The sequence below is a fragment of the Paludisphaera soli genome, assembly GCF_011064595.1.
Lineage (GTDB): Bacteria > Planctomycetota > Planctomycetia > Isosphaerales > Isosphaeraceae > Paludisphaera > Paludisphaera soli.
The window spans coordinates 29,289-48,818 of sequence record NZ_JAALJI010000038.1 but is presented as its reverse complement, the minus strand read 5'-3'; the positions used below and the strand labels follow the sequence as shown (position 1 = coordinate 48,818).

The following is a 19,530-nucleotide window of genomic DNA, read 5'->3' as shown; positions in this document are numbered from 1 at the left end:
TAGGACGACGCCGAGACGGCGAAGGCCCCGTCAGTCGCCGCGCGTCGCTGAGGCCCGGATCACGGCCGGGTCCGGCCTTCGCGGCGGCGGGATCGTCACGGACGCGGCGGCGAGCGGACCGGCCGGCGGGGCGAGGCGCGAGGCCAGCGCCGCGCCGGAGGCGCGGAGGCCCTCGCGGGCCGGGGCCGAGCCCGGCTTGGCGGCCGAGGCCGCGGCGTAGAGCTCGCGGGCCTCGTCCAGGCGGCCTTCCATCGCCATCACCAGGGCCAGGTTCGACTGGGCGTCGGCCCGGTCGCAGCCCGCCTTGCCGAACTCGACGAGCGCCGCCTCGCCGTCTCCCTGGCGGGCCAGGACCAGGCCCAGGTTGTTGTGACCTCGGGCGTGCCGCGGGTCCTCCCGCAGCGCCTTCCGCAGGCAGGTCTCGGCGTCGGCCCACCGCCGCTGGAGGTAGTAGCTGTAGCCCCGGTCGCAGAGGATTTCCGGATCCTTCGGAGCCAGCTTCAGGGCCCGCTCGAAGTGCGCGTCCGCCTGCTCTTGATCGCCGCGCTCCTCGGCCAGCACCGCCAGCTTCGCCTCGGCGTCGGCGCGGCGGGGGTCCTTCTTCAGGGCGTCGCGGAAGGCGGCCTCGGCGCCGTTCAGATCTCCCGACTCCTGGAGCGTGCGGCCCATCGCGATCTCGACGTCGGCGGCCTGACGCCGCGAGACCTTCGCCGGCCCCCCGGAGTTGAGCAGACTCGCCGAATCGTGCTCGGCCCGACGTCCCGCCGCGCCGCGGCAGCCGGCCCCGAGGACGATGGCCGCCAGGATCAGCCCGCCGCCGAGGATCCGCACGCGAGGAGAGAGGGCGGTTCGCATGATCGATCCATCCTTGTCTTGAGGCCGACGGGTGCGATCCGTCACGGTCGTCGTCATTGCCCGGGGACCGCCCCGACCATCTGGTTGGTGACGCCGCTCGGGCTGTTCACCCCGTTCGCGTTGATCGGCACCGGCGGCCCGTACTGCTGGGTCCGGTTCAGGATGTTCGCGCTGATGATCTGCGCGTTGACGCCCGACATGCCGAAGGGGATGGGCTGGCCGACGAGCACGCGGCCCTCCTCGATCGGGAACGACGCGGCGGTCAGCACGTCCAGGACGGCCCGCCGACGCGCGCCGGCCAGCGCCGGGTCGCCCGGGGTCCGCTCGACGATCAGCGGGTAGGGGCTCGCGGCGAGCTGCGCGGCGAGCAATTCCAGCTGATCCCGGCCCCGCTCGCTCAGCTCGGCGGAGCCCTGCACGAAGTCGTAGTCGTAGAGGGCCAGCCGGGCCTCGGCACCGTTGGCCGTCATCGTCCGGCCCATGGCGTAGACCGACGACCCCAGCGGCCGGGGCTTGAAATCCTCGGGATACCCCAGCATCTTCCCCTGGACCCGCCGCCAGGGCCACGACCGGATCTTCTTGAAGAAGAAGTGCGGCCCCTTCTTCTCCAGGGCCACCGGGTCCAGCGGCGGCCGGTCGAGGGGATTCTCCACCTCGTCGGCCGGGGCCTCGATCACCACGGGCGCGGGGAGCGCGACCGGGGGCCGGGGCGGCGGGATCACGATCGGCGCCTCGACGGCCTGCTGGGCCGCGGCGTCTCGGGCGCTGAGGGCCAGGCCCAGCCCGAGGATCAACGCGGCGGACGCCCGACGGCGCCGGGATGTCGGCTTCATCGCGGTTCGCTCCTCGCTCACTTGGAGTACCCCACCGGGCCGCTCAGGTACTTGCGCTCGATGAGCGCGGGGCGGACGAGGTGGAGCGGATCGTCGTACATGGTCGTCGCCCGAGCGTCGACCCCCGTTCGGCCCTCGATCCGGTTCATGAAGAAGAACTCCAGGTCGTTGGGTTGGTCCACCTCTTCGCCGGGGACGGGGGGGACCTGGCCGGGCCGCATCGGCTCGATCAGGTAGGGGGTCACCAGGACCACCAGCTCCTTCTCGATCCGATTGCTGGTGGTGTTGCTGAAGAAGGCCCCGATGTAGGGGAGGTCGCCCAGGCCGGGGATGCGCTCGGTCTCGCCGTCGAGGGCCAGCTGCATAAGCCCGGCGATGGCCAGGGTCTCCCCCTGCTTCAGCTCCACCGTGGTGTGCGAACGCCGGATGTTCAGCCCTGGCACCTGTGAGCCGCCTGGGACGAGCGTCGTCCCCAGCGCGAAGTCGATCGAGCTGACCTCGGGGTCGACGGTGAGGCGGATGGTCTCGCCGTCCTCCACGAACGGCAGGAACGCCAGGCGGACGCCGAAGTCCTTGAACTGCACCTGGATGTTGCCGCCGATGCCGCTCCCCACGCCCGAGTTGATCGGCACCGGGAACTGGCCGCCGGCCAGGAAGTCGGCCTGGTGGCCGTTGAGCGTCACCAGGTTCGGCTCGGCCAGGATCTTCAGCATGTTGTTCCGCCGCAGCGCCGAGAGCACCGTGGTGAACCGGGCGTCGGAGAACGTCCCGAACAGCGTCGACGCCGTCCCGATGGTGAGGCTTCGGGGGTCCACGGCGCCGACGGGGTTGAAGGTGGTCCGGCCGATCCGGCCCGGCACGAAGCTGGAGCCGCCGATCTGGGACCCGAACAAGGTGGCGAACTCCGGGATCGACGCCAGGAAATCGGCCCCGATCTGCCGGAAGGCCGTCCGGTTCAGCTCGGCCACGCGTACCTTCAGCAGCACCTGCTGCGTGCTGGGCAGCCGAATCAGGTTGATGACCTGCGTCTGGTTGGTGGCGATCTGGTTGGCCGTGATCGAGCCGGGAGTGGACGGGGGCGACATCGCTCCACCCCCCATGCCCCCCATGCCGGCGAAACCGCCGACTCCCAGGCGGTCCTCGCCCAGGGCGGGTAACGCGCCGGCGCCGCCCATCAGCGCGCCGGCACCGCCCATCGGCGAGCCGACCGGCACCTCAGGGCCTTCAGGGTCGACGTCCTCGATCGCGTTCCGGGCGTTGCCGACCTGGCCGGCGATCATGACGCGCTGCACGTTCCGGATGTAGCCGTCGATGGCCGAGACGATCCGCGCGACCTGGCTGGCGTCGCGGGCCTGGCCCTCGACGACCACCTTGTCGCGGAGCGGCGACAGGGTAAGGTTGGCGTCCGGGAAGAGTCGTTTCAGCTCCGCCCCCAGCGCCGAGAGGTCCGGGACGACCCGCAGCTCGTACTCGAAGGTCCGGCCCGTCGCCGTGGTGATCATCAGGTCGGTGATCCCCAGCCGCTTGCCCATCAGGCGGACCTGCCTCGGCCCCATCTGGAAGAAGTCAGCGACCATGGGGTCGCCGACGGCGAGGAAGGGGGCGGGCTTGTCGGGCTGGGCGAGGTCCTCGGGCAAGGTCAGGAACCGTCCCTGGCCGACCTTGATCTCGATGACCGCCGCCGCCTTCGACCCCGAGAGCACGGGCGCCGAGGAGGCCGCGTCGGGGAGCGCCTGGACGTCCAGTCTCGCCGCGTCGTCGCCGCCGTCGAGGTCGGCCCCGGCTCGGGGGGGGGGGGGCAGGGGGATCATGGCCGAGGGTGCCGGAGCCTCCTGGGCGGTCGCGGCGAGGCCAGACGTCGCGAGCAACAGCGCCGTCGCGAGGAGGTCCCTCGCGGCAGTCCCGCCTCCGGTCGTCCTCCGGCTCGTCGTTCGCGAATCCATCATGAGCGGTCCGCCGCCGATTAAACGGAATAATCGTCAAGGTTCGTCCGGGAACTTCTTCGGCGGCCGCAATCCATCGACTTGAGACTATTCTGGACGCCGACGCGCGGAGTCGCGATCCCGTGATCGTCCAGGGACCCCGGCATGGGGCCGAAAAGGTTTCCCAATCCCGGACAAGCCCCCCACTTGTCGATTCCGGGCGGGCCTCGTAGTCTGGGGCGAGAAGAGGCCGAAGCGTCGGCCGACCGGCCCCAATCGCCGCTCGTCGGGAACCGTTCGATGATCAAACCGCTCAGGATTCGCGGGATCCTCCTCCTTTGTGCCTGCCTCGGGATCGGGGCGGCCGGCGCGGGACGCGCCACGGCGGAGGAGGGGGCGCCGGCCGCGAAGCCGCGGCTGGCCGACTATTTCGGCTTCCTGCCGCTGGAGCTGTACAAGCTCGAATACCGGATCAGCAACCTGACCCTCGCGGACGTGGACGGCGACAAGATCCAGGACGTGATCGTCGCCGACAACGCCCGGTCGCGGATCGACCTGCTCCTCTCCACCGAGAAGCCCGCCGAAGCGGCCGACGCCCGCCCCTTCCGCAAGCAGGCCAACGACCTGGAGTCCGACAAGCGGATGCGGCCCGCCAACCTGCCGGTCGACCGCGAGGTCGTCAGCCTGAACACGGGCGACTTCAACGGCGACGGCAAGGCCGACCTGATCTTCTACGGCACCCCGGCCGAGATCGTCATCCTCCCCAACGAAGGCGGCGGCAAGTTCGGCCCCCCGAAGCGGATCAAGTGCGGCGACGCCCTGGAGGCCCCCAACGCCCTGGCCGTCGGCGACCTCGACCAGGACGGCCGCGACGACGTGGCCCTGCTGGCCGAGGGCGAGCTGGTGCTGATCCACCAGCGCGAGCCCGGCGTGCTCTCGGAGCCCGAGCGGGCGCCCCACACGGCGACCACCCCCCGGATGGTCAAGATCCACGACCTCGACGGCGACGGCGCGGCCGACCTGATCATCATGGACGGCGACGCCGACCACCCGATCCACGTCCGCTTCGCCACCGCCGACAAGAAGCTCGGCCCCGAGCGGCAGTTCGCCCTGGCGAGCCCCCGGGCGCTGGCGTTCGGCCAGATCGACGGCAAGCCCGGCGTGGAGCTGCTGACGGTCGAGGAGCAGTCGGGGCGGGGCAAGGTCTACACCCTGGACGATTCCGCTCCCGACTCCGACGACCGCTGGGGCCGCCTGGTCTACTTCGGCTTCCCCAAGGGGAACGAGCGCGGCCGCAGCCTGGCCGTGGGGGACGTCGACGGCGATAAGCGGAAGGACGTGGTCGTCACCGACCCGGCCAACGCCCAGGTCTGGCTCTACCGCCAGGCCGGCGAGGCGGGCCTGAGCACCGGCGAGTCCTTCCCCGGCCTGCTGGGGGGCAAGGGGACGGTCCTCGCCGACCTCGACGGCGACGGCCGCGACGAGGTCTACGTCCTCTCCGAGCAGGAGAAGCAGATCGGCCGCAGCCGGTTCGACGAGGGCCGCCTGTCCTTCCCGTCCGCCCTCCCCATCAAGGGGGAGCCCGTCGCCATGGCCCTCGCCGACGTCGAGGAGTCGGGCAAGCCGGCCCTGGTCTACGCCGCCCGGACCAAGCCCGGCGCCGACACGTTCGAGCTGCGGGCCGTCCGCGCCGAGGGCCGGGACGGGTTCGCCGAGGTGAAGTTCGGCGACGCCGAGGCCGTGCCGATCGCCGGCCTCTCGGGGGCCCCCACCGCCATCCGGGCGTTCGACGTGAACGCCGACGGCGAGACCGACCTGCTGGCCTACAGCGCCTTCGGCTCGCCGGTGCTGCTGCTGGGCCAGAAGGACGAGGGCCTCAAGCCGTTCGCCGGGAGCCTCGGCCCGCTCGGCGGCTCCACCCCCGCCGCCCTGACCGCGGCCGACCTGGACGGGAAGCCCGCGCTGATCGTCTCGCAGAACACGTTCGCCCGCCACGTCCGGCTCGACGACCAGGGCCAGTGGCGGATCGAGGACCAGTACAACTCCGCGCGCGGCACCGCCCAGGTCCAGGGCGCCGCGGCCCTCGACGTCACGGGCGAGGGCCGCAAGGACCTCGTCCTGCTCGACCGCAGCACCAAATCGCTGCTGTTCCTGACCCCCAAGGACGGCGTCTACCGCCAGGCCGGCTCGCTCTCGGTCGGCTCGATCAACTTCGAAGGCCTGCACGTCGGCGACTTCGACGGCGACGGCCGCGACGACCTCTTGATCGCCGGCACCGACCGCTTCGCCGTGCTCCAGACCGGCGGGACCGGCCGCCGCCTGAAGGTCATCGCCTCCTACGAACCCCGGACCGTCGAAGGCCGGCTCGGCGACCTGATCGCCGGCGACTTCAACGCCGACGGCGTGGCCGACGTGATCTTCACCGACGTCGTCGAACAGGCCCTGGACGTCGCCACCTTCGACGGCGCCGAGGACCTGCTCCACGCCCTGACCTTCAAGCTCTACGAGCGCAAGTCCTTCCGGGGGGGCGGCACCTCCTTCGAACCCCGCGAGATGGCCGCCGGCGACGTCGACGGCGACGGCCGCACCGACCTCGTCCTCATCCTCCACGACCGCGTCGTCGTCCTCCGCCAGGACCCCGGCCCCGAGAGCAAGAAAGACCCCGAGACCGCCGCCGCGCCGAAGTGAGTCGGGCGTTGCATGATCGGTTGTTGATATAAGTCCTTCCTTCACCCCCCCGGTGGGGGGAGGTGGCCCGAAGGGCCGGATGTGGGGGACCATCAAGGCGATCTCTGTCGGATGTGCCGAAACCCATGCGGGCTCAAGAACGGGAACTCGAGGCCTGGCGAAGGTACGTCGCCCGTGAGAATCTCGTCTCGGCGATGAACGCCACCAAGTGGCGTGAGGCGACCGAGGCGATGCGTGGGTTGGCAGGCGGCCCGCCAGGCTTCCGCATCAAAGACCTGCAGGGGCTTGAACCGGGGCCCGCGACCGTGGATCGCGAGTGGATCTATCATCCCCGGCCCTGGGAGACCATCGAGTGGCTGGATATCGGCCCAGATCTCCGGCGTGACGAGATCATCGCGACCCTGAAAAAGGTCGGTGCTCCGATCAGCCTGGAAGGCGGAAGGGTGCGAATCTGGGGATGGTTGCGGCCCGGCGTCGCGCCCGCATTCCTCTGAAGCCGCGCCTCGGAAAGCTGCCGAGTGGCGTACTCATCGCGTTCGAAACGAAGCGGCCCCGCCGATCCCGGCGGGGCCGCTTCGTTTGCAGGTTGGAGCAATTCAGGGCTGGGCCTGCTTGACCTCGATCAGGCCGACGTCGATCGACTGGCCCCCCTTGTCCTGGTGGCAGGAGACGGCGACGACGTTCCGGCCGGCCTTCAAAGCCTGGGCGGCGGAGGCGGGGAGGGGGACGAACTCGTAGTTCGTGACCCACTTGCCGAGCTTGGCGACGGACTCGCCGTTGAGGAAGACCTCGGCCTCGTCGTCGTGGTGGATCCAGAGCCAGAGCTGGCCGGTCGGGGCCTCGGCCAGCTCGATCTCCTTGCGGATGTGGATGTCGGGCGTGGTCCACTCGGTGCCGATGACCGTATTCGGCGTCTCCTTCGTGCCGAACCCGCCGGGGCCGGTCGCCCAGCCGGAGTCGTCGAAGTCGGGCCCTTGCCAGCCCTCGGCCGGCGTGTCGGTCGTGTACTTCCACTCCTGCGGGGCGGTCTGCGCGGTGGGGATCAGGACGTTCGCCTTGAGCGGCTGGGTCGCGTCGTAGAGCCCGGCGTGGGCCGAGGCGACGGCCTCGACCGGGAACTTCATCACCTCGCGGTCATACGTCATGAAGCCGTTGACCTCGATCTCCACGTCGGTCGTCTGCGTGTACACGGCGGCGCCCAGGCCCAGGCCGGCGAGCACCTTCAGGCGGTCGACCAGCCCCAGGTAGCGGGCGCCCAGCTCCTCGGGGTTCTTGAAGCTGACGTAGCCCCAGTTGCCCTTCTCCAGCAGGACGTGGCCTTCGGTCGGCAGGCCGAGGCCGCCGAACTCGCCGAGCACCGCCGCGCGGTTCTCCTCCAGGGCGGGCATGCCGGGGCCGGGGTAGTTGTGCATGTCGTTGACGTCGCCCACCCCCTTGTCGGTCCAGCCGCTTGCGTTGTTGACCAGCCGGGTCGGGTCGTACTCCTTGGTCCAGGCGACGACGCGTTCGGTGTCGTGCTGGCCCCAGCCCTCGTTGAACGGCACCCACATGACGATCGACGGGTGGTTGTGCAGGGCGTCGATCACGGCCTTCCACTCGACGCCGAACTGCTCCTTCGACTCGTCGGTCTTGTTGTCGGCCGAGGGCATGTCCTGCCAGACGAGGAACCCCATCTCGTCGCAGTAGCGGTACCAGCGCGCGGGCTCGACCTTCACGTGCTTGCGGATCATGTTGAAGTTGAGCTGCTTCGTCACGTCCAGGTCGTACTTGAGCGCCTCGTCGGTCGGGGCCGTGTAGAGGCCGTCGGGCCACCAGCCCTGGTCGAGCGGGCCGTACTGGAAGAGCGGCCTGTCGTTCAGCATCAGCCGGAGCACGCCGGCCTCGTCCTTGGCGATCGCGATCTTCCGCATGCCGAAGTACGAGCCCACCGCGTCGCCGCCGTCGCCTCCCACGGTCGCCTTGACGTCGTAGAGGAAGGGGGAGTCGGGCCCCCACAGCTTGGGCTCGGCGATCGCGATCTTGATCGGCTCGCCGGCCGGGCCGGTCGCCTCGGCGATCACGTCGTCGCCGTCGAAGACCAGCACGCGGACCGCCGCGCCGGGCTCGCCCACGACCGTCGGGGTGACGCGGACTTCCTTCGCATCCACGTCGGTGACGATCTTGAGCGCGTCGATCCGCGTCGCCGGGACCGGCTCCAGCCAGACCGTCTGCCAGATCCCGGTGACGGCCGTGTACCAGATGCCTTCGGGCTTGAGGACCTGCTTGCCGCGCGGCTGGCTGCCGGTGTCGGTCGGGTCGGTCACCGCGACGACGACCTCCTGGGCCTCCTTCGAGAAGTCGAGCGCGTCGGTCACGTCGAACGTGAAGGGGTCGAAGCCCCCCTTGTGCGAGCCGACCTCCTTGCCGTTGACGGTGACGGTCGCCGCCCAGTCGACGGCGCCGAAGTGGAGCAGGAACCGCGTGCCTGCGGCGGGCTCCTGCAGGTCGAACGTCCGGCGATACCAGAGCGTCTCGTCGGGCTTCACCGCCTTCTTGACGCCGCTCAGGGCCGACTCGATCGGGAACGGCACGAGGATCGGCCCGTCGAACGCCTCGGGCCGCGCCTCGGCCGACGGCCGCACGGCGTGGTCCCACAGGCCGTTCAGGTTGACCCAGCGCTCGCGGACGAGCTGCGGGCGGGGGTACTCGGAATGCACGGTCGCCGGGTCGACCTGGTCGGCCCATCGGGTCTTGAGGGCGGCCTGTGCGGGCTGCCAGGCCGGGGCGTCGTCGGCGAGGGCGATCGCCGGCGCGGCGGCCAACAGCACGCCGAAGAGGAGGCGTCTCACGAGGTCGATCCTTTCCATCTCACGATTCTGCGATTCAACATCTTCCCTCCCCCCCGGTGGGGGAAGGTGGCCCTTCAGGGCCGGATGAGGGGGATCATCAAGGCGGACGTCGCGAGGAGGCGTCGGCCGAAAACGGTCTTCCCCCCTGGCGGGGGAAGGCAGACCGCGCAGCGGTCAGATGAGGGGGGGACGCCCGCGGGGAGCGTGGGCCTATGAAGCCCGCTTGCACGGCCGTCGGCCTCGGGAGGTCGCTTCGGAAGCTCCGACGGACGTCTCGCTCGTCCCCCCTCCATCCGGCCTTCGGCCACCTTCCCCCGCCAGGGGGGAAGGCATGACGTCGCCGGCCCGCTTGGTTTACTCGGTCTCCACGGTCACGGCCATGACGACCGGGGCGGTCTGGTCGTCCCCCTTGACCAGCTCGATCTTCGCCACGGCCTCGGACCGCTCGGGGGCGATCCGGACGTGGCGGAGCTGGCGACCGCGGAGGGTGAAGGCCAGATCGGAGCCGGGGACGTCGATCGGGCGGATGTAGTCCGCCAGGTGCACGCCGTCGAGCAGCGGGTGGTCCTCCGTCTTGCCGTCGGCGTAGTGCAGCCGGACGATCATCGAGACCGTCTTGCGCGGCTCGCCGCCGTTGTAGGCCCAGCCGCCCACGCCCCCCAGGATGTGGATCGCCTTCGCCGGCGCGTTGCAGTCCAGCTCGACGGCCCGGGGCATCTTCGGGGGGACCTCGCCGATCGGCCCGTTGAGCAGGATCGCGTTCGGCGTGCGGTCCCCCTTGGGGTCGATCAGCTGATACGGCACGCCCTGGAACTCCTTCGGGCCCCAGTCGGGGAAGATCAGCCGCTCCACCGGGGACTCGGAGGCGTAGAACATCCCCTTCGTCGTGACGACGGTGGCGGCCTTGCGGAGGTCCAGCGGCAGGTACTTGCCGCGCTGGGTGAGGAAGGCGAGGAGATCCGTGAGGTCGCCCTCCTTCATCTGCTTCTCGAAGCCCTCGGGCATGAGCGACTTCTTGGAGGCGACCATCTCGTCGATGTCCTCGCGGAGGACGACGTGGGTCTTGGCGTCGGCGTCGAGCAGCTCGACGGCCGTCTTGGACTCCGAGGCCATCAGGCCGTTGATGACCCGGCCGTCGGTCGTGGCGAGCGTGTACTGGACGAAGTTCCCCTCGACGCTCCGGCTGGGGTCGACGATGTGGACGAGCAGCTCGGAGCGGGGGTGCGACGCCATGCCGCTGAGGTCGGGGCCGACGTTCCCCCCCTCGCCGCCGTGCTTGTGGCACTTGGCGCACTGCTCGACGAACACCTTCTTGCCGTGCGCCGCGTCGCCCCCTTCGAGGACGACCTTCATGAGCTGTTCGACGACCGCCTGGCGGTCGGCGTCGGGCAGGGCGCCGCCGCGGGCGATGAGCATGGCGGCCTTCTCGGCCAGGGCCTTGTCCGGGTGGGCGGCCAGGGCCTGCTTCTGGTCGAGCGTGAAGTCGTCCCAGCCGAGCCGGCCGTCGTCCACGGCGGCGAGCAGGTCGGCCGTCCAGTCGGCCCGGCCGAGCAGCGCCCGGACGGCGATCGAGCGGGTGCCGGGGGTCATGCGCGGCAGGCCGTCGAGCAGGGCCTTGCCGGCCTCGCGGGCGCGGCCCTTGGCCAGCGCCTCGACGAGCCCGCCGGCCAGCGCCGGGGGCGTGCGGGGGGTGATCGCGTCGATCAACTCGGCGGCCACGGCGTCGTCCTCGGGGCGGAGGGCGACGACCTCGCGGGCGGCGGCGAGCCGCTCGTCTTCGGGTTTGGCCTCGTCGGCGATCGTCGCCAGCATCGTCTTCGCGACGGCCTCGGACGCCTCCTTCATGGCCTCGCTCCCCCACCGCGAGCCGAGGAAGACCAGCCGGCCCCGGGCGTCGGCCGGGAGCTTCTCCAGCAGCCCGGCGAGCGCCTTCTCGGTCGCCGCGTCGAGCGTCGGCTTGCGGTCGGCGGGCCAGCCCTTGGCCTCGCCCAGCACGACGCGGCCGGCGATCGCGCGGACGAAGGGGTCGTCGGCCCGCTCGCCGAAGGCCGTCAGCAGGCCGCCGACCGTCTCGGCCGGGCCGCCCCGCGCGTGATGCTCGGCGACCCGCTCGACCACCGCGAGCAGCGTGGGCGAGGGCTCGCCCCCGGCCTTCGTCGCGGCCAGCGCCTTCAGGAACGGCTCGGCGTGCGCGGCCGCGGCGCTCGTGGCGGCGTCGGTCAGCCAGCGATCGCGGGCGCCCAGGCCGGCGACGAGCGCCTCGGCGATCCCCGCGCCCGCCGCCGGGTCGGTCGGGACGTCGGCGAGGGCCAGGAGGGCGGCGAGGCGGACTTGCGCGTCTTCATCGGCCAGCGAGCCGGCCGCGAGCAGCGCCTTCACGCCGTCGGCGTCGCGCGGGAGGACCTGCAAGGCCGCGCGGCGGACGCCGGCCGAGGGGTGCTTGAGCGCCGCGACGGCCGCCGCGCGGGCCTCGGCGTCGGCCAGGGCGTTCAGGCCGCGGAGCGTCCAGAGGGCGTGGATCGCGCCGGGGTTCAGGCCGACGGCGTCGACCTTCGGGTCGGCGGCCAGGGCGAGCAGCTTCGGGACCACGTCGGCCTTGCCGCGCTCGGTCAGCAGCCGCTGGGCGTGCAGACGCCAGAACTGATTGTCGCTCCCCAGCGCGGCGACGAGGCCGTCGGGGTCGGCCGGGTCGAGCGGTTTCCACGCGGCCTTCGGGGCGTCCTTCCAGGCGATCCGGTGGATCCGGCCGTGGGTCTTGTCGCGCAGGGGGGTCTCGTAGGCGTTCCCCTTGCCGGTCTGGAATCCCTGGGGCGTGGGGTTGTGCTGCACGATGTAGTTGTACCAGTCGATGACCCAGACGTTGCCGTCGGGGCCGACCTCGGCCATGATCGGCGCGGTCCATTCGTCGTCGCTGGAGACGAGGTTCCAGCCGTTGTACGAGGCGAAGTCGCTCCCCTTCGGCTGGAGCGTGAACGTCGCCAGCAGGTGCCCGGTCGGCTCGGCGACGAACGCGGTCTTGTTCCAGTACGGGGCCGGATACGCCCTCGCGGTGTAGAGCGCATGGCCGGCGGCGGCGGTGAACCCGCCGTGGTGGTCGACCTGGCGGACCTTGTCGGTCTCGGGGTAGATGTTGTTGGTCGCGGCGATCATCCGCAGGACGCTCGGCGACCAGCCCTTCACCGACTCATAGTAGCGGTTGGGGACGCCCAGGAAGACGCTGGGGCAGCCGTTGGCCGTGGAGGCGAAGGTCAGCCCTTCCTCGCTGAAGCCCAGGCCCCACGAGTTGTTGCTGGTGCTGCGGAGGAACTCCAGCTTCGAGCCGTCGGGCTTGAACCGGAAGATCCCCTGGCCGAACTGGTGCTTCTCGCCGCCGACCTCGCCGTCGAAGGCCGAATACCCGACGATCCCCCAGATCCAGCCGTCGGGGCCGTAGCGAAGGTTGCTCGGGCCGGCGTGGGTGTCCTCGGTCCCCCAGCCCGTGAACAGGACCTTGCGGACGTCGGCCTTGCCGTCGCCGTCGGTGTCCTTGAGGAAGAGCGTGTCGGGCGCCTGGAGGACGATCAGCCCGCCGTCGTAGTAGCAGAGGCTCGTGGGGATGTTCAGCCCCTCGGCGAAGATCGTGAACGTCTCGGCCTTGCCGTCGCCGTCGCGGTCCTCGCAGACCTTGATCCGGTCGCGGCCCTCGGAACCCCGGCGCTGCTTGGTGTTGGGGTAGTCGAAGCTCTCGGCGATCCAGAGCCGGCCCTTGTGGTCCCAGGCCATGCAGATCGGTTTGGCGATCTCCGGCTCGGCGGCGAACAACGAGGCCTCGAAGCCCTTCGGCAGGATCAGGTGCTTGAGCGAGTCCTCGGGGCTCAGCGGCTTGGGCATGCTGCGGTACGGCTCGCCCTGCACGCCCCACTTCTTCGAGGGGAGGTAGTTGGGGATGTCCGACCCGGCGTCGACGACCGCGGCGGGCTTCAGCCCCGACGCGACGGTCGGCCGCGAGTCGAACACCGGCTTGCCGGCCGCCCAGCGGAGGCCGCGCTCCAGCAGGGCCTGGAAGCCGGGCTGCTCCCAGGTCCTCGAGTCGTGGCCGTAGGCGGTGTAGAAGACGCGGCCCTTCCCCTGGTCGCGGGTCCAGGTGTACGGCTCCTGGTCGCGCAGCTGGAGGACGGTGCGGCCCTCGGCGTTGTGCTTCTCGTGGACGTAGGTCTCATCCCAGGTCTTGAACGGGGCGAGGCCCTTCATGATCGGGTGCTCGGCGTCGACGACCGTGGTCTCGAACTCGCCCGTCTCGTGGCTCTTGAACTGGCCGCCGATCAGCGCGACGACCTCCGGGGCGTTGCGGAAGCAGAACGAGGCGCAGTGGATCGGCGCGAATCCGCCGCCCGCCTCGACGTAGTCGACCAGCGCCTTCGCCTGCTCCGGGGCGATCTCGTCGATGTTGGCGTAGAGGAGCAGGGCGTCATACCCCTTGAGCGTCTCCGGTTTCAGGGCGGAGGCGACGTCCTCGGTGTACGTCACGTCGACGCCCCGCAGGGCGAGCACCGGCGCGATCTGCGCCGCGCGGTCGGCGGGCGCGTGGTGGCCGCGGTCGCCGAGGAAGAGGACGCGGATCGGCGGCGAGTCGGCGTCGGCTCGCGTGCCGGCCGACGCGGCCGCCAAAGCGGCGGTCGCGGCGCTCGACGCGAGCAGCAGCAGGAGGCGCAACATGATGGAGGAGCCCTCGGACGGGATTCATGCGGGTGCGGATCGGAGCAAGAAGGGGAGACGTGACGGCACGTATCGACGTCCCGCGTCCGATTCTAGCGGACGCGCCCTCGGCGAGGGAACGGGGTCGGCCGGGCCGGTCGTCCGGATTCCCCCGGTTTCCGGCCCCTCGCGCCCCCAACCCGGCGATCGGAGGCATCATCAATCTGGAGGGCTCCGCCGTCGCGTCGCGCCCCGCCGAAGTTCCATTGTAGAAGGGGGGGGCGTGCGATGGCTTCGTTTACGGGCGGGTTGCGACGACGCCGCTCGGCCGGGGGCGGACGAACTCGGTCGAGGCCGTGGCGCGTCGGACGAAGCCGATGTCGCGCGGCGTGTTCGGGTCGTTTCTTCTTTTTGGGGAAAGACGTTACGGCCGAGGGGGCCGTTTTCAGGCCAGTGCGGACGGCGGTCGCCGGGTCACCCGGCGACGCCCTCCCAGCGCCAGCCGCGCGCGGCGAGGCAGATTGGGAAGCTCCGCATCCCTTCGACGTCGGCCCTCCACTCCTCGATGGTGCCGTGCTCCTCCCACCACCACCACGATTCGCCGACGTTCCAAAGCTCCGGCGGCGCGTCGAGGCTGAGCAGGCAGCCGCAGTCCCATCCGCTTCCCGAGGGTTCGGTCACGCGCCGCATGAAGCTCAGCCAGAGCGTGCCGTCCCGGCCGGCGTCGTGCTCGCACTCATAGCCGATCGTGATCGTCTCCAGGTTCGGCAAGGGCCGGACGACGAAGTCCAGGAACGCCGCCCACGCCGTCCCCGGGTCGGGCCGGTCGAAGTCGAACCCGCGCTCCTGCAAGAGCCGGCGCATCAACGCGTCGGCCTCTTCGCGTTCGGGAAACATGTCCCTGGCTCCCAACGTCTTGAACGCCCGTCGCGGCGGCGGCTCGTCACCTCGACGTCTCGAGGCCCCATCAAAGCGCGTCGAACGAAGCCAATTGGCTTTGCGGGTGCAACTTGTTACGAGATTGAGATTTGTATTCAACAATCGGCTCGAAGGCGGCGCGCGAACGAAGCCAATTCGAAGCCGATTTCGCGAGGCTTCGAAACGTCAACAGGCCGGCCCGGGCGCGCCATGCATGGTGCGTCCGGGGCCGGCCTGGTCGTTACGATCGCCCGGCGGGTGGTGCCGGGTCTAGGTCGGTCTGGATCAGCCGAGGAACTCGGACAGCATCCGGTCGAGGGCCAGTTCGAGCCGTTCGGGGGTGTCGTAGGTCCCCTCGGCGATCTGGCGGCGGATCTCTTCGACCCGCTCGTGACGGATCTCGGGCAGGCGGCTGATGCCGTCGAGCATCTGGCCGAGCGGCGAGATTTCGACCTGGTCGCGCGGGGCGCCGGCCTGCACGGTGGTGCCGGCGTCGACGCTGAACGGGGCCAGTCGCGGGAAGATGGGTTGAGGGCCTTGTGCGCCCCCTGCGCCGAAGATTTCCATATTCGCCTCCGTTTGGGTGCCGTGTCCGAAGGCCGGGCCTTCGGCTGATCTGGGTGCCGTTCGATGAGGACGGCTGAAGTTCTCGCGAGAGCGGCCCGGCTGACACTCAGCCGGAAGCTCCCCGTTCCGGTCTCCATTCACCGCCTAGACGTCCGAGGTCGAGCGTCGATGTCGTTAATATCGGCCCCATGGGCCCGCCGGTTGAGTCAAAACCGGAAAAAACCGCGCTTCATGACCAGGGTCAAGTTGGATAAATCAAGCAAGATAAGTCAATCAGGAGACAGGCGTCGTGGGGGCGAACTGCGTCGATCTCGCCTCGCGATGAGCCGGGTGCCCCGGTTCGCGATGCGGCCCCGCCAGGCCGCCCCCCGCGGGGATACGGGCCTTGATCAGGCGGCCCTTGAGGGCCTGGTGCAGGCGGAGGTCCACCTTCCCGAAGTACCAGCCGGCGACGAGCGCCGCGGTCAGCGCCGCGAACGAGACCAGCGTCGGCTGCCGGATCCCCCGGTGGTGGACGAGGTAGGCCATCAACGTCGTGGCGACCGGGACGTGGATCAGGTAGAGGCCGTAGGAGGCGTCGCCGAGCTTCTCGAAGAACGACCCGCCGGGCCGCGGCCGGGTCCGGCGGTCGTGCAACGAGCCCAGCACGATCACGGCGGCGAACGTCAGCCCGAGGCCGAGGAATCGGACGACCTCGCGGTTCCCTCCGGAGTACGTCGCGGCGATCCCCGCGACCGCCGCCGCCAGCAGCAGGGCCCGGACGACGCTCGTCGAATCGAGGCGCTTGAACGCGTGGTAGCCCAGGCCCCCCATGATGAACAGCAGGTTGAAGAGCGACAGCGGGATCTGCTTCGTCGCGGGGAGCATCGGGCTCGGGAAGCCGAACCTCAGGTTGGCGACGACGATCGCCGCCCCCCAGACTCCCAGGAACGCCGGGAACCAGCCCCGGAGCCTCCGGGGGGTGAACGCGGCGCACACCAGGTAGAAGAACAGCTCATAGACGAGCGTCCATTCGACGCCGAGCGGGTACGTCACCTTCCCGCCGCGGGGCAGGAGGGTCATCGCGCCGATCAGCCCCTGGTTCTCGACCTGGCCGAAGACCGCGATCTTGCCGAGCAGGGTCAGGGCCGCCGCGAGCCAGAGCGTGGGATAGATCCGCACGAGCCGACGGCTCAGGAAGCGGTCGCACGAGGTGTCCAGCATGTACGCCATCAGGAAGCCGCTGAGGGCGAAGAAGAACCAGGCCCCCATGGAGAACCGGTTGTCGAAGTTGCGGAAGACCGTGTCGGGGGCCCCGCCGATCGACGCCGTGAACTCGGCGACGTGGTACAGCACCACGGCGACGGCCGCGCAGCCCCTCATCACCTGCAGCGAGCGAAAGTACATCCCGGCTCCCCCTCGTCCGATCCCAACTTCTCAGCGCCGGACACGCCCGGCCTGCGCCGGGGCCTTGAGGCCCTCGGCCAAGAGCTGCGAGGTCTGGCCCAGCCCCTGGGTGAGGTTGAGCACCTTCTGCTGGAGCAGCTGCACCTGCTGCTGCTGCTCGGGGCTGGCGGGCTTGGCCTGCATGGCGTCCAGGGTCTTGGCGGCGTCGTGCAGCTCCTGGGCCCCCTTGCTGAAGACCTGGGCGGTGTCGTAGACCGCCTGGACGCGCAGGTCCTCGTTGGAGGGCTTGTAGAACGGGCTGAGGACGAACGGGTTGGTGTAGATCTTCTGGACGAGCTTGTCGCCCCAGTCGGTGGCGTCGCGGATGTTGGAGATCGAGCGCTCGATGTCGGCGCGGCCGTTGGTGACGATCTGCACCCCCTGGGTCGTCAGCAGGTCGGCCTGGTAGGCGACCCGGTTGGCCCTGGCGGCGAGCATGTCCACCTGCTCGATGGTGCGGTCGATCTTGGGCCGCTGGACGGCGAGGATGTCCTTGACCGAGCCGACGGCGTCCTTGGCCGAGCCGACGGCGAGCCGGACGTTCTCGCGGTTGTCCCCCAGGATCAGCTCGACGAGGCGGGTGATGACGTCGACCCGGGTGATCGCCGACTCGATCCGGGGGGCGGTGGCGCCGATCCGCTTGGCCAGATCCTCGACGTGGCCGACGGTGGTCTCGACGGCCGGACGGAGGGCGTCGCTCATCTCCTTCACGTTGCCCGAGGCGTCCTCGAACGAGGCCAGGATCTGCCGCAGCCGGGGGCCCACGGCGTCGACCGTCTGGCGGACCTCGCCGATCGTGTGGCTGAGGTCGCTGCGCTGCTCGGGCCCGAGCCCGACCTGCTCGATGATCGGGTCGAAGAACGAGGATTCGACCCCCTGGATCGTCTGGCCGTCGACGAGCCCCACGTCGGACGAGCCCGAGGCGACGACGTTGACGTGGCTCATGCCGGTGAGCCCCGGCGCGATCGTGACCTTCACGTCCTGCTTGAGCTTCTTGAGCAGCCCCGCCGGCAGCGAGAGCCGGACCCGGGCGCGGAGCGAGCCCTCGACCTCCACCAGCGAGAGGTCGACGACGTTGCCGGCGTCGAGCCCGGCGATCCGCACCGGGCTGCCGATCCGGATCCCCTGGCCGTCCCGGAAGACGACGTCGAGCGTCTTGTGGGGCGCGAGGAATCCCGGGCCGTCGCTGGCCAGCCCCGCCAGGGCGACCACGCCGGCCAGGCCCGCCAGCACCAGCAGGCCGATCCACACTTCCCGCGTCGATGTTCGTGAAGGCATTGGGGCTCCCTCCCCGGCCGCGGCCCCCCGTCGTGGGGGGCCGGTCCGTCACGGGGTCGGCGGTTGCAGAAGCGAAGGCCCGTAGATCGGGACCGCGTGGTACACGAAGAGGAACCAGGTCATGTTGATGAGCAGGATCGCCGCCATCGCCAGGCACGCCGCCCGCACGACCGACGTCGTGAGCGCGGCCGCCTCGTCGGCCCCGGGGCGCGAGCCGCCGTCGGCGAGGCCCTCGGCGCAGGCCAGGACCGCCGTGACCAGGCCGAAGGTCATCCCCTTGACGATCACGCCGACCACGTCGCGGAACCAGAGCATCCGCACGAGCATCAGGAAGTACATGTCCGTCGACAGCCCCATCAGGGCCTCGGACGACTTCCAGCCCACGACCGTCCCCACCACGCAGCCCCAGAGCGAGAGCAGCGGGGTCGCCGCGACCGCCGCCAGGATCCGCGCCGCCGCCAGCCGCCCGGGGGAGGGCCGGGACGCGGCGTCGTCGCCGGCGGTCGCCGCGTTTCGGGCCCGCCGCAGCTCGGGGACAATCCGGCCGGGGAGCAGCCCGGCCAGCGTCAGGCCGGTCATGATCGAGGCCAGGTTGCGCAGCAGGCCGACGCCCACCACGGCCCCCGTGCCGTCCACGAACGTGCTGCCGAAGTACGCCTGCATCGACAGGAACGAGCCCATCGCCACGTGGACCAGGCCCACCAGCGGCAGCCCCGCGCCCAGCATCCAGGACAGCTCGTGCATCGTCGCGACGCGGAGCGACGGCTCGTCCGCGTGGATGCGGCCCCGCAGGACGGCCCCCGCCGCCGCGAACGTCAGCAGCAGCGAGGCGCCGAGGTGGCCCAGGATCGCCGAGGCCGCCCGGCCGATCCAGCCGATCGGTGCCAGCAAGGTCGGGGTGGCGGGCCCGGTCGGGGTCGCGTTCGCGCTCGCGGTCATCGCCATGATGGGGGCCTCAATGCCGGATGGTCCGGCGGATCCGGGTCGTCGGCTGGTGCTGCGGCGAGGGCGCGGCCGCGGGGGCCGCCGCCGTGGCCTGCTGGGGCGAAGCGACCGGCGAATCGCCGGACATCCAGCCCCGCCAGCGGGCGACGGCGGCCTGGCGTTCGGGCCCCTCTTCCCAGGGGACGTAGCCGAAGTCCTGGCCGGTCCGCTTCTTCAGCTCCTCGTGGGCCGCCAGGCGGACCACCGGGTCGGGGTCGTCCAGGCGGGCGACCAGCGCGGGGACCACCTGCGCCCCCGGCCGGCGGTCCCCCAGGCTGAGGGCCCGGGCGCGGACCATGGGCGCGGGATGCTCGATCTTGCGGAAGTTCCGCGGCTTCGCCATGCCGCATCCCGGCGACGGGGCGATGATCAGGACCAGCGTGGCCGCGGCGAGCGATCGTCTCATCCTGGGGCGCTGCTCTTCCGTGAACAGGGCTGTCCGAACGCCGACGCCGGGACGCCGAAATCGCGCCCCGGTCGTCCCGATGCGCGACGGACTTTAGTCGAAGTCGGCAAGCCCGGCAATCCCAATCGAAGGCCCCCGGGCGCGAGGCCCGG

At 70.8% G+C, this 19,530-nt stretch carries 13 protein-coding genes; 2 read left to right on the top strand and 11 right to left on the bottom strand.

The features are described 5' to 3' along the window. Positions 1–30: 30 nt before the first annotated feature. The 3 genes from G6O68_RS28890 to G6O68_RS28880 are packed head-to-tail and all read right to left on the bottom strand — an operon-like array spanning position 31 to position 3,556. Positions 31–855, bottom strand: coding sequence for a tetratricopeptide repeat protein (locus G6O68_RS28890; protein ID WP_165252722.1), 825 nt, complete (start codon positions 853–855; stop codon positions 31–33). A 53-nt stretch (positions 856–908) separates the two neighbouring features. Continuing rightward, positions 909–1,688 (bottom strand): hypothetical protein, encoded by a 780-nt coding sequence (locus G6O68_RS28885; protein WP_165252720.1) that lies wholly within the window; start codon positions 1,686–1,688, stop codon positions 909–911. Between the two features lie 17 nt (positions 1,689–1,705). Then, positions 1,706–3,556 (bottom strand): type II and III secretion system protein family protein, encoded by a 1,851-nt coding sequence (locus tag G6O68_RS28880; protein WP_165252718.1) that lies wholly within the window; start codon positions 3,554–3,556, stop codon positions 1,706–1,708. A gap of 354 nt (positions 3,557–3,910) precedes the next feature. Here G6O68_RS28880 and G6O68_RS28875 point away from each other — a divergent pair, with 354 nt between their 5' ends. Next, positions 3,911–6,298 (top strand): FG-GAP repeat domain-containing protein, encoded by a 2,388-nt coding sequence (locus tag G6O68_RS28875; protein WP_165252716.1) that lies wholly within the window; start codon positions 3,911–3,913, stop codon positions 6,296–6,298. A 125-nt stretch (positions 6,299–6,423) separates the two neighbouring features. After that, complete coding sequence (locus G6O68_RS28870; protein ID WP_315852145.1) at positions 6,424–6,792, top strand: DUF6678 family protein; 369 nt, start codon at positions 6,424–6,426, stop codon at positions 6,790–6,792. 102 nt (positions 6,793–6,894) lie between these two features. Here the strand turns inward: G6O68_RS28870 and G6O68_RS28865 are convergent, their stop codons facing one another. The 8 genes from G6O68_RS28865 to G6O68_RS28830 form a co-directional block, all read right to left on the bottom strand. Beyond that, on the bottom strand, positions 6,895–9,126 hold the full coding sequence (locus G6O68_RS28865; protein WP_206108242.1) for a glycoside hydrolase family 2 protein: 2,232 nt from the start codon (positions 9,124–9,126) through the stop codon (positions 6,895–6,897). 354 nt (positions 9,127–9,480) lie between these two features. Then, complete coding sequence (locus tag G6O68_RS28860; RefSeq protein WP_206108241.1) at positions 9,481–13,821, bottom strand: PVC-type heme-binding CxxCH protein; 4,341 nt, start codon at positions 13,819–13,821, stop codon at positions 9,481–9,483. 453 nt (positions 13,822–14,274) lie between these two features. Then, positions 14,275–14,697: a hypothetical protein gene (locus G6O68_RS28855; RefSeq protein ID WP_165252711.1), complete on the bottom strand. Its 423-nt coding sequence runs from the start codon at positions 14,695–14,697 to the stop codon at positions 14,275–14,277. Between the two features lie 306 nt (positions 14,698–15,003). Continuing rightward, entirely contained in the window at positions 15,004–15,285 is a 282-nt protein-coding gene (locus G6O68_RS28850) for a flagellar biosynthesis anti-sigma factor FlgM (protein WP_165252709.1), read from the bottom strand. Positions 15,286–15,558: 273 nt separating this feature from the next. Then, entirely contained in the window at positions 15,559–16,671 is a 1,113-nt protein-coding gene (locus G6O68_RS28845; RefSeq protein ID WP_165252707.1) for an acyltransferase family protein, read from the bottom strand. 30 nt (positions 16,672–16,701) lie between these two features. Further along, complete coding sequence (locus G6O68_RS28840; RefSeq protein ID WP_165252705.1) at positions 16,702–17,988, bottom strand: MlaD family protein; 1,287 nt, start codon at positions 17,986–17,988, stop codon at positions 16,702–16,704. Between the two features lie 48 nt (positions 17,989–18,036). Next, on the bottom strand, positions 18,037–18,933 hold the full coding sequence (locus G6O68_RS28835) for an ABC transporter permease (protein WP_240911549.1): 897 nt from the start codon (positions 18,931–18,933) through the stop codon (positions 18,037–18,039). A gap of 10 nt (positions 18,934–18,943) precedes the next feature. Beyond that, positions 18,944–19,378 carry a HEAT repeat domain-containing protein gene (locus tag G6O68_RS28830; RefSeq protein WP_165252703.1) on the bottom strand — a complete coding sequence of 145 codons (435 nt, stop codon included), beginning with the start codon at positions 19,376–19,378 and terminating at the stop codon, positions 18,944–18,946. Between the last annotated feature and the right edge of the window lie 152 nt (positions 19,379–19,530).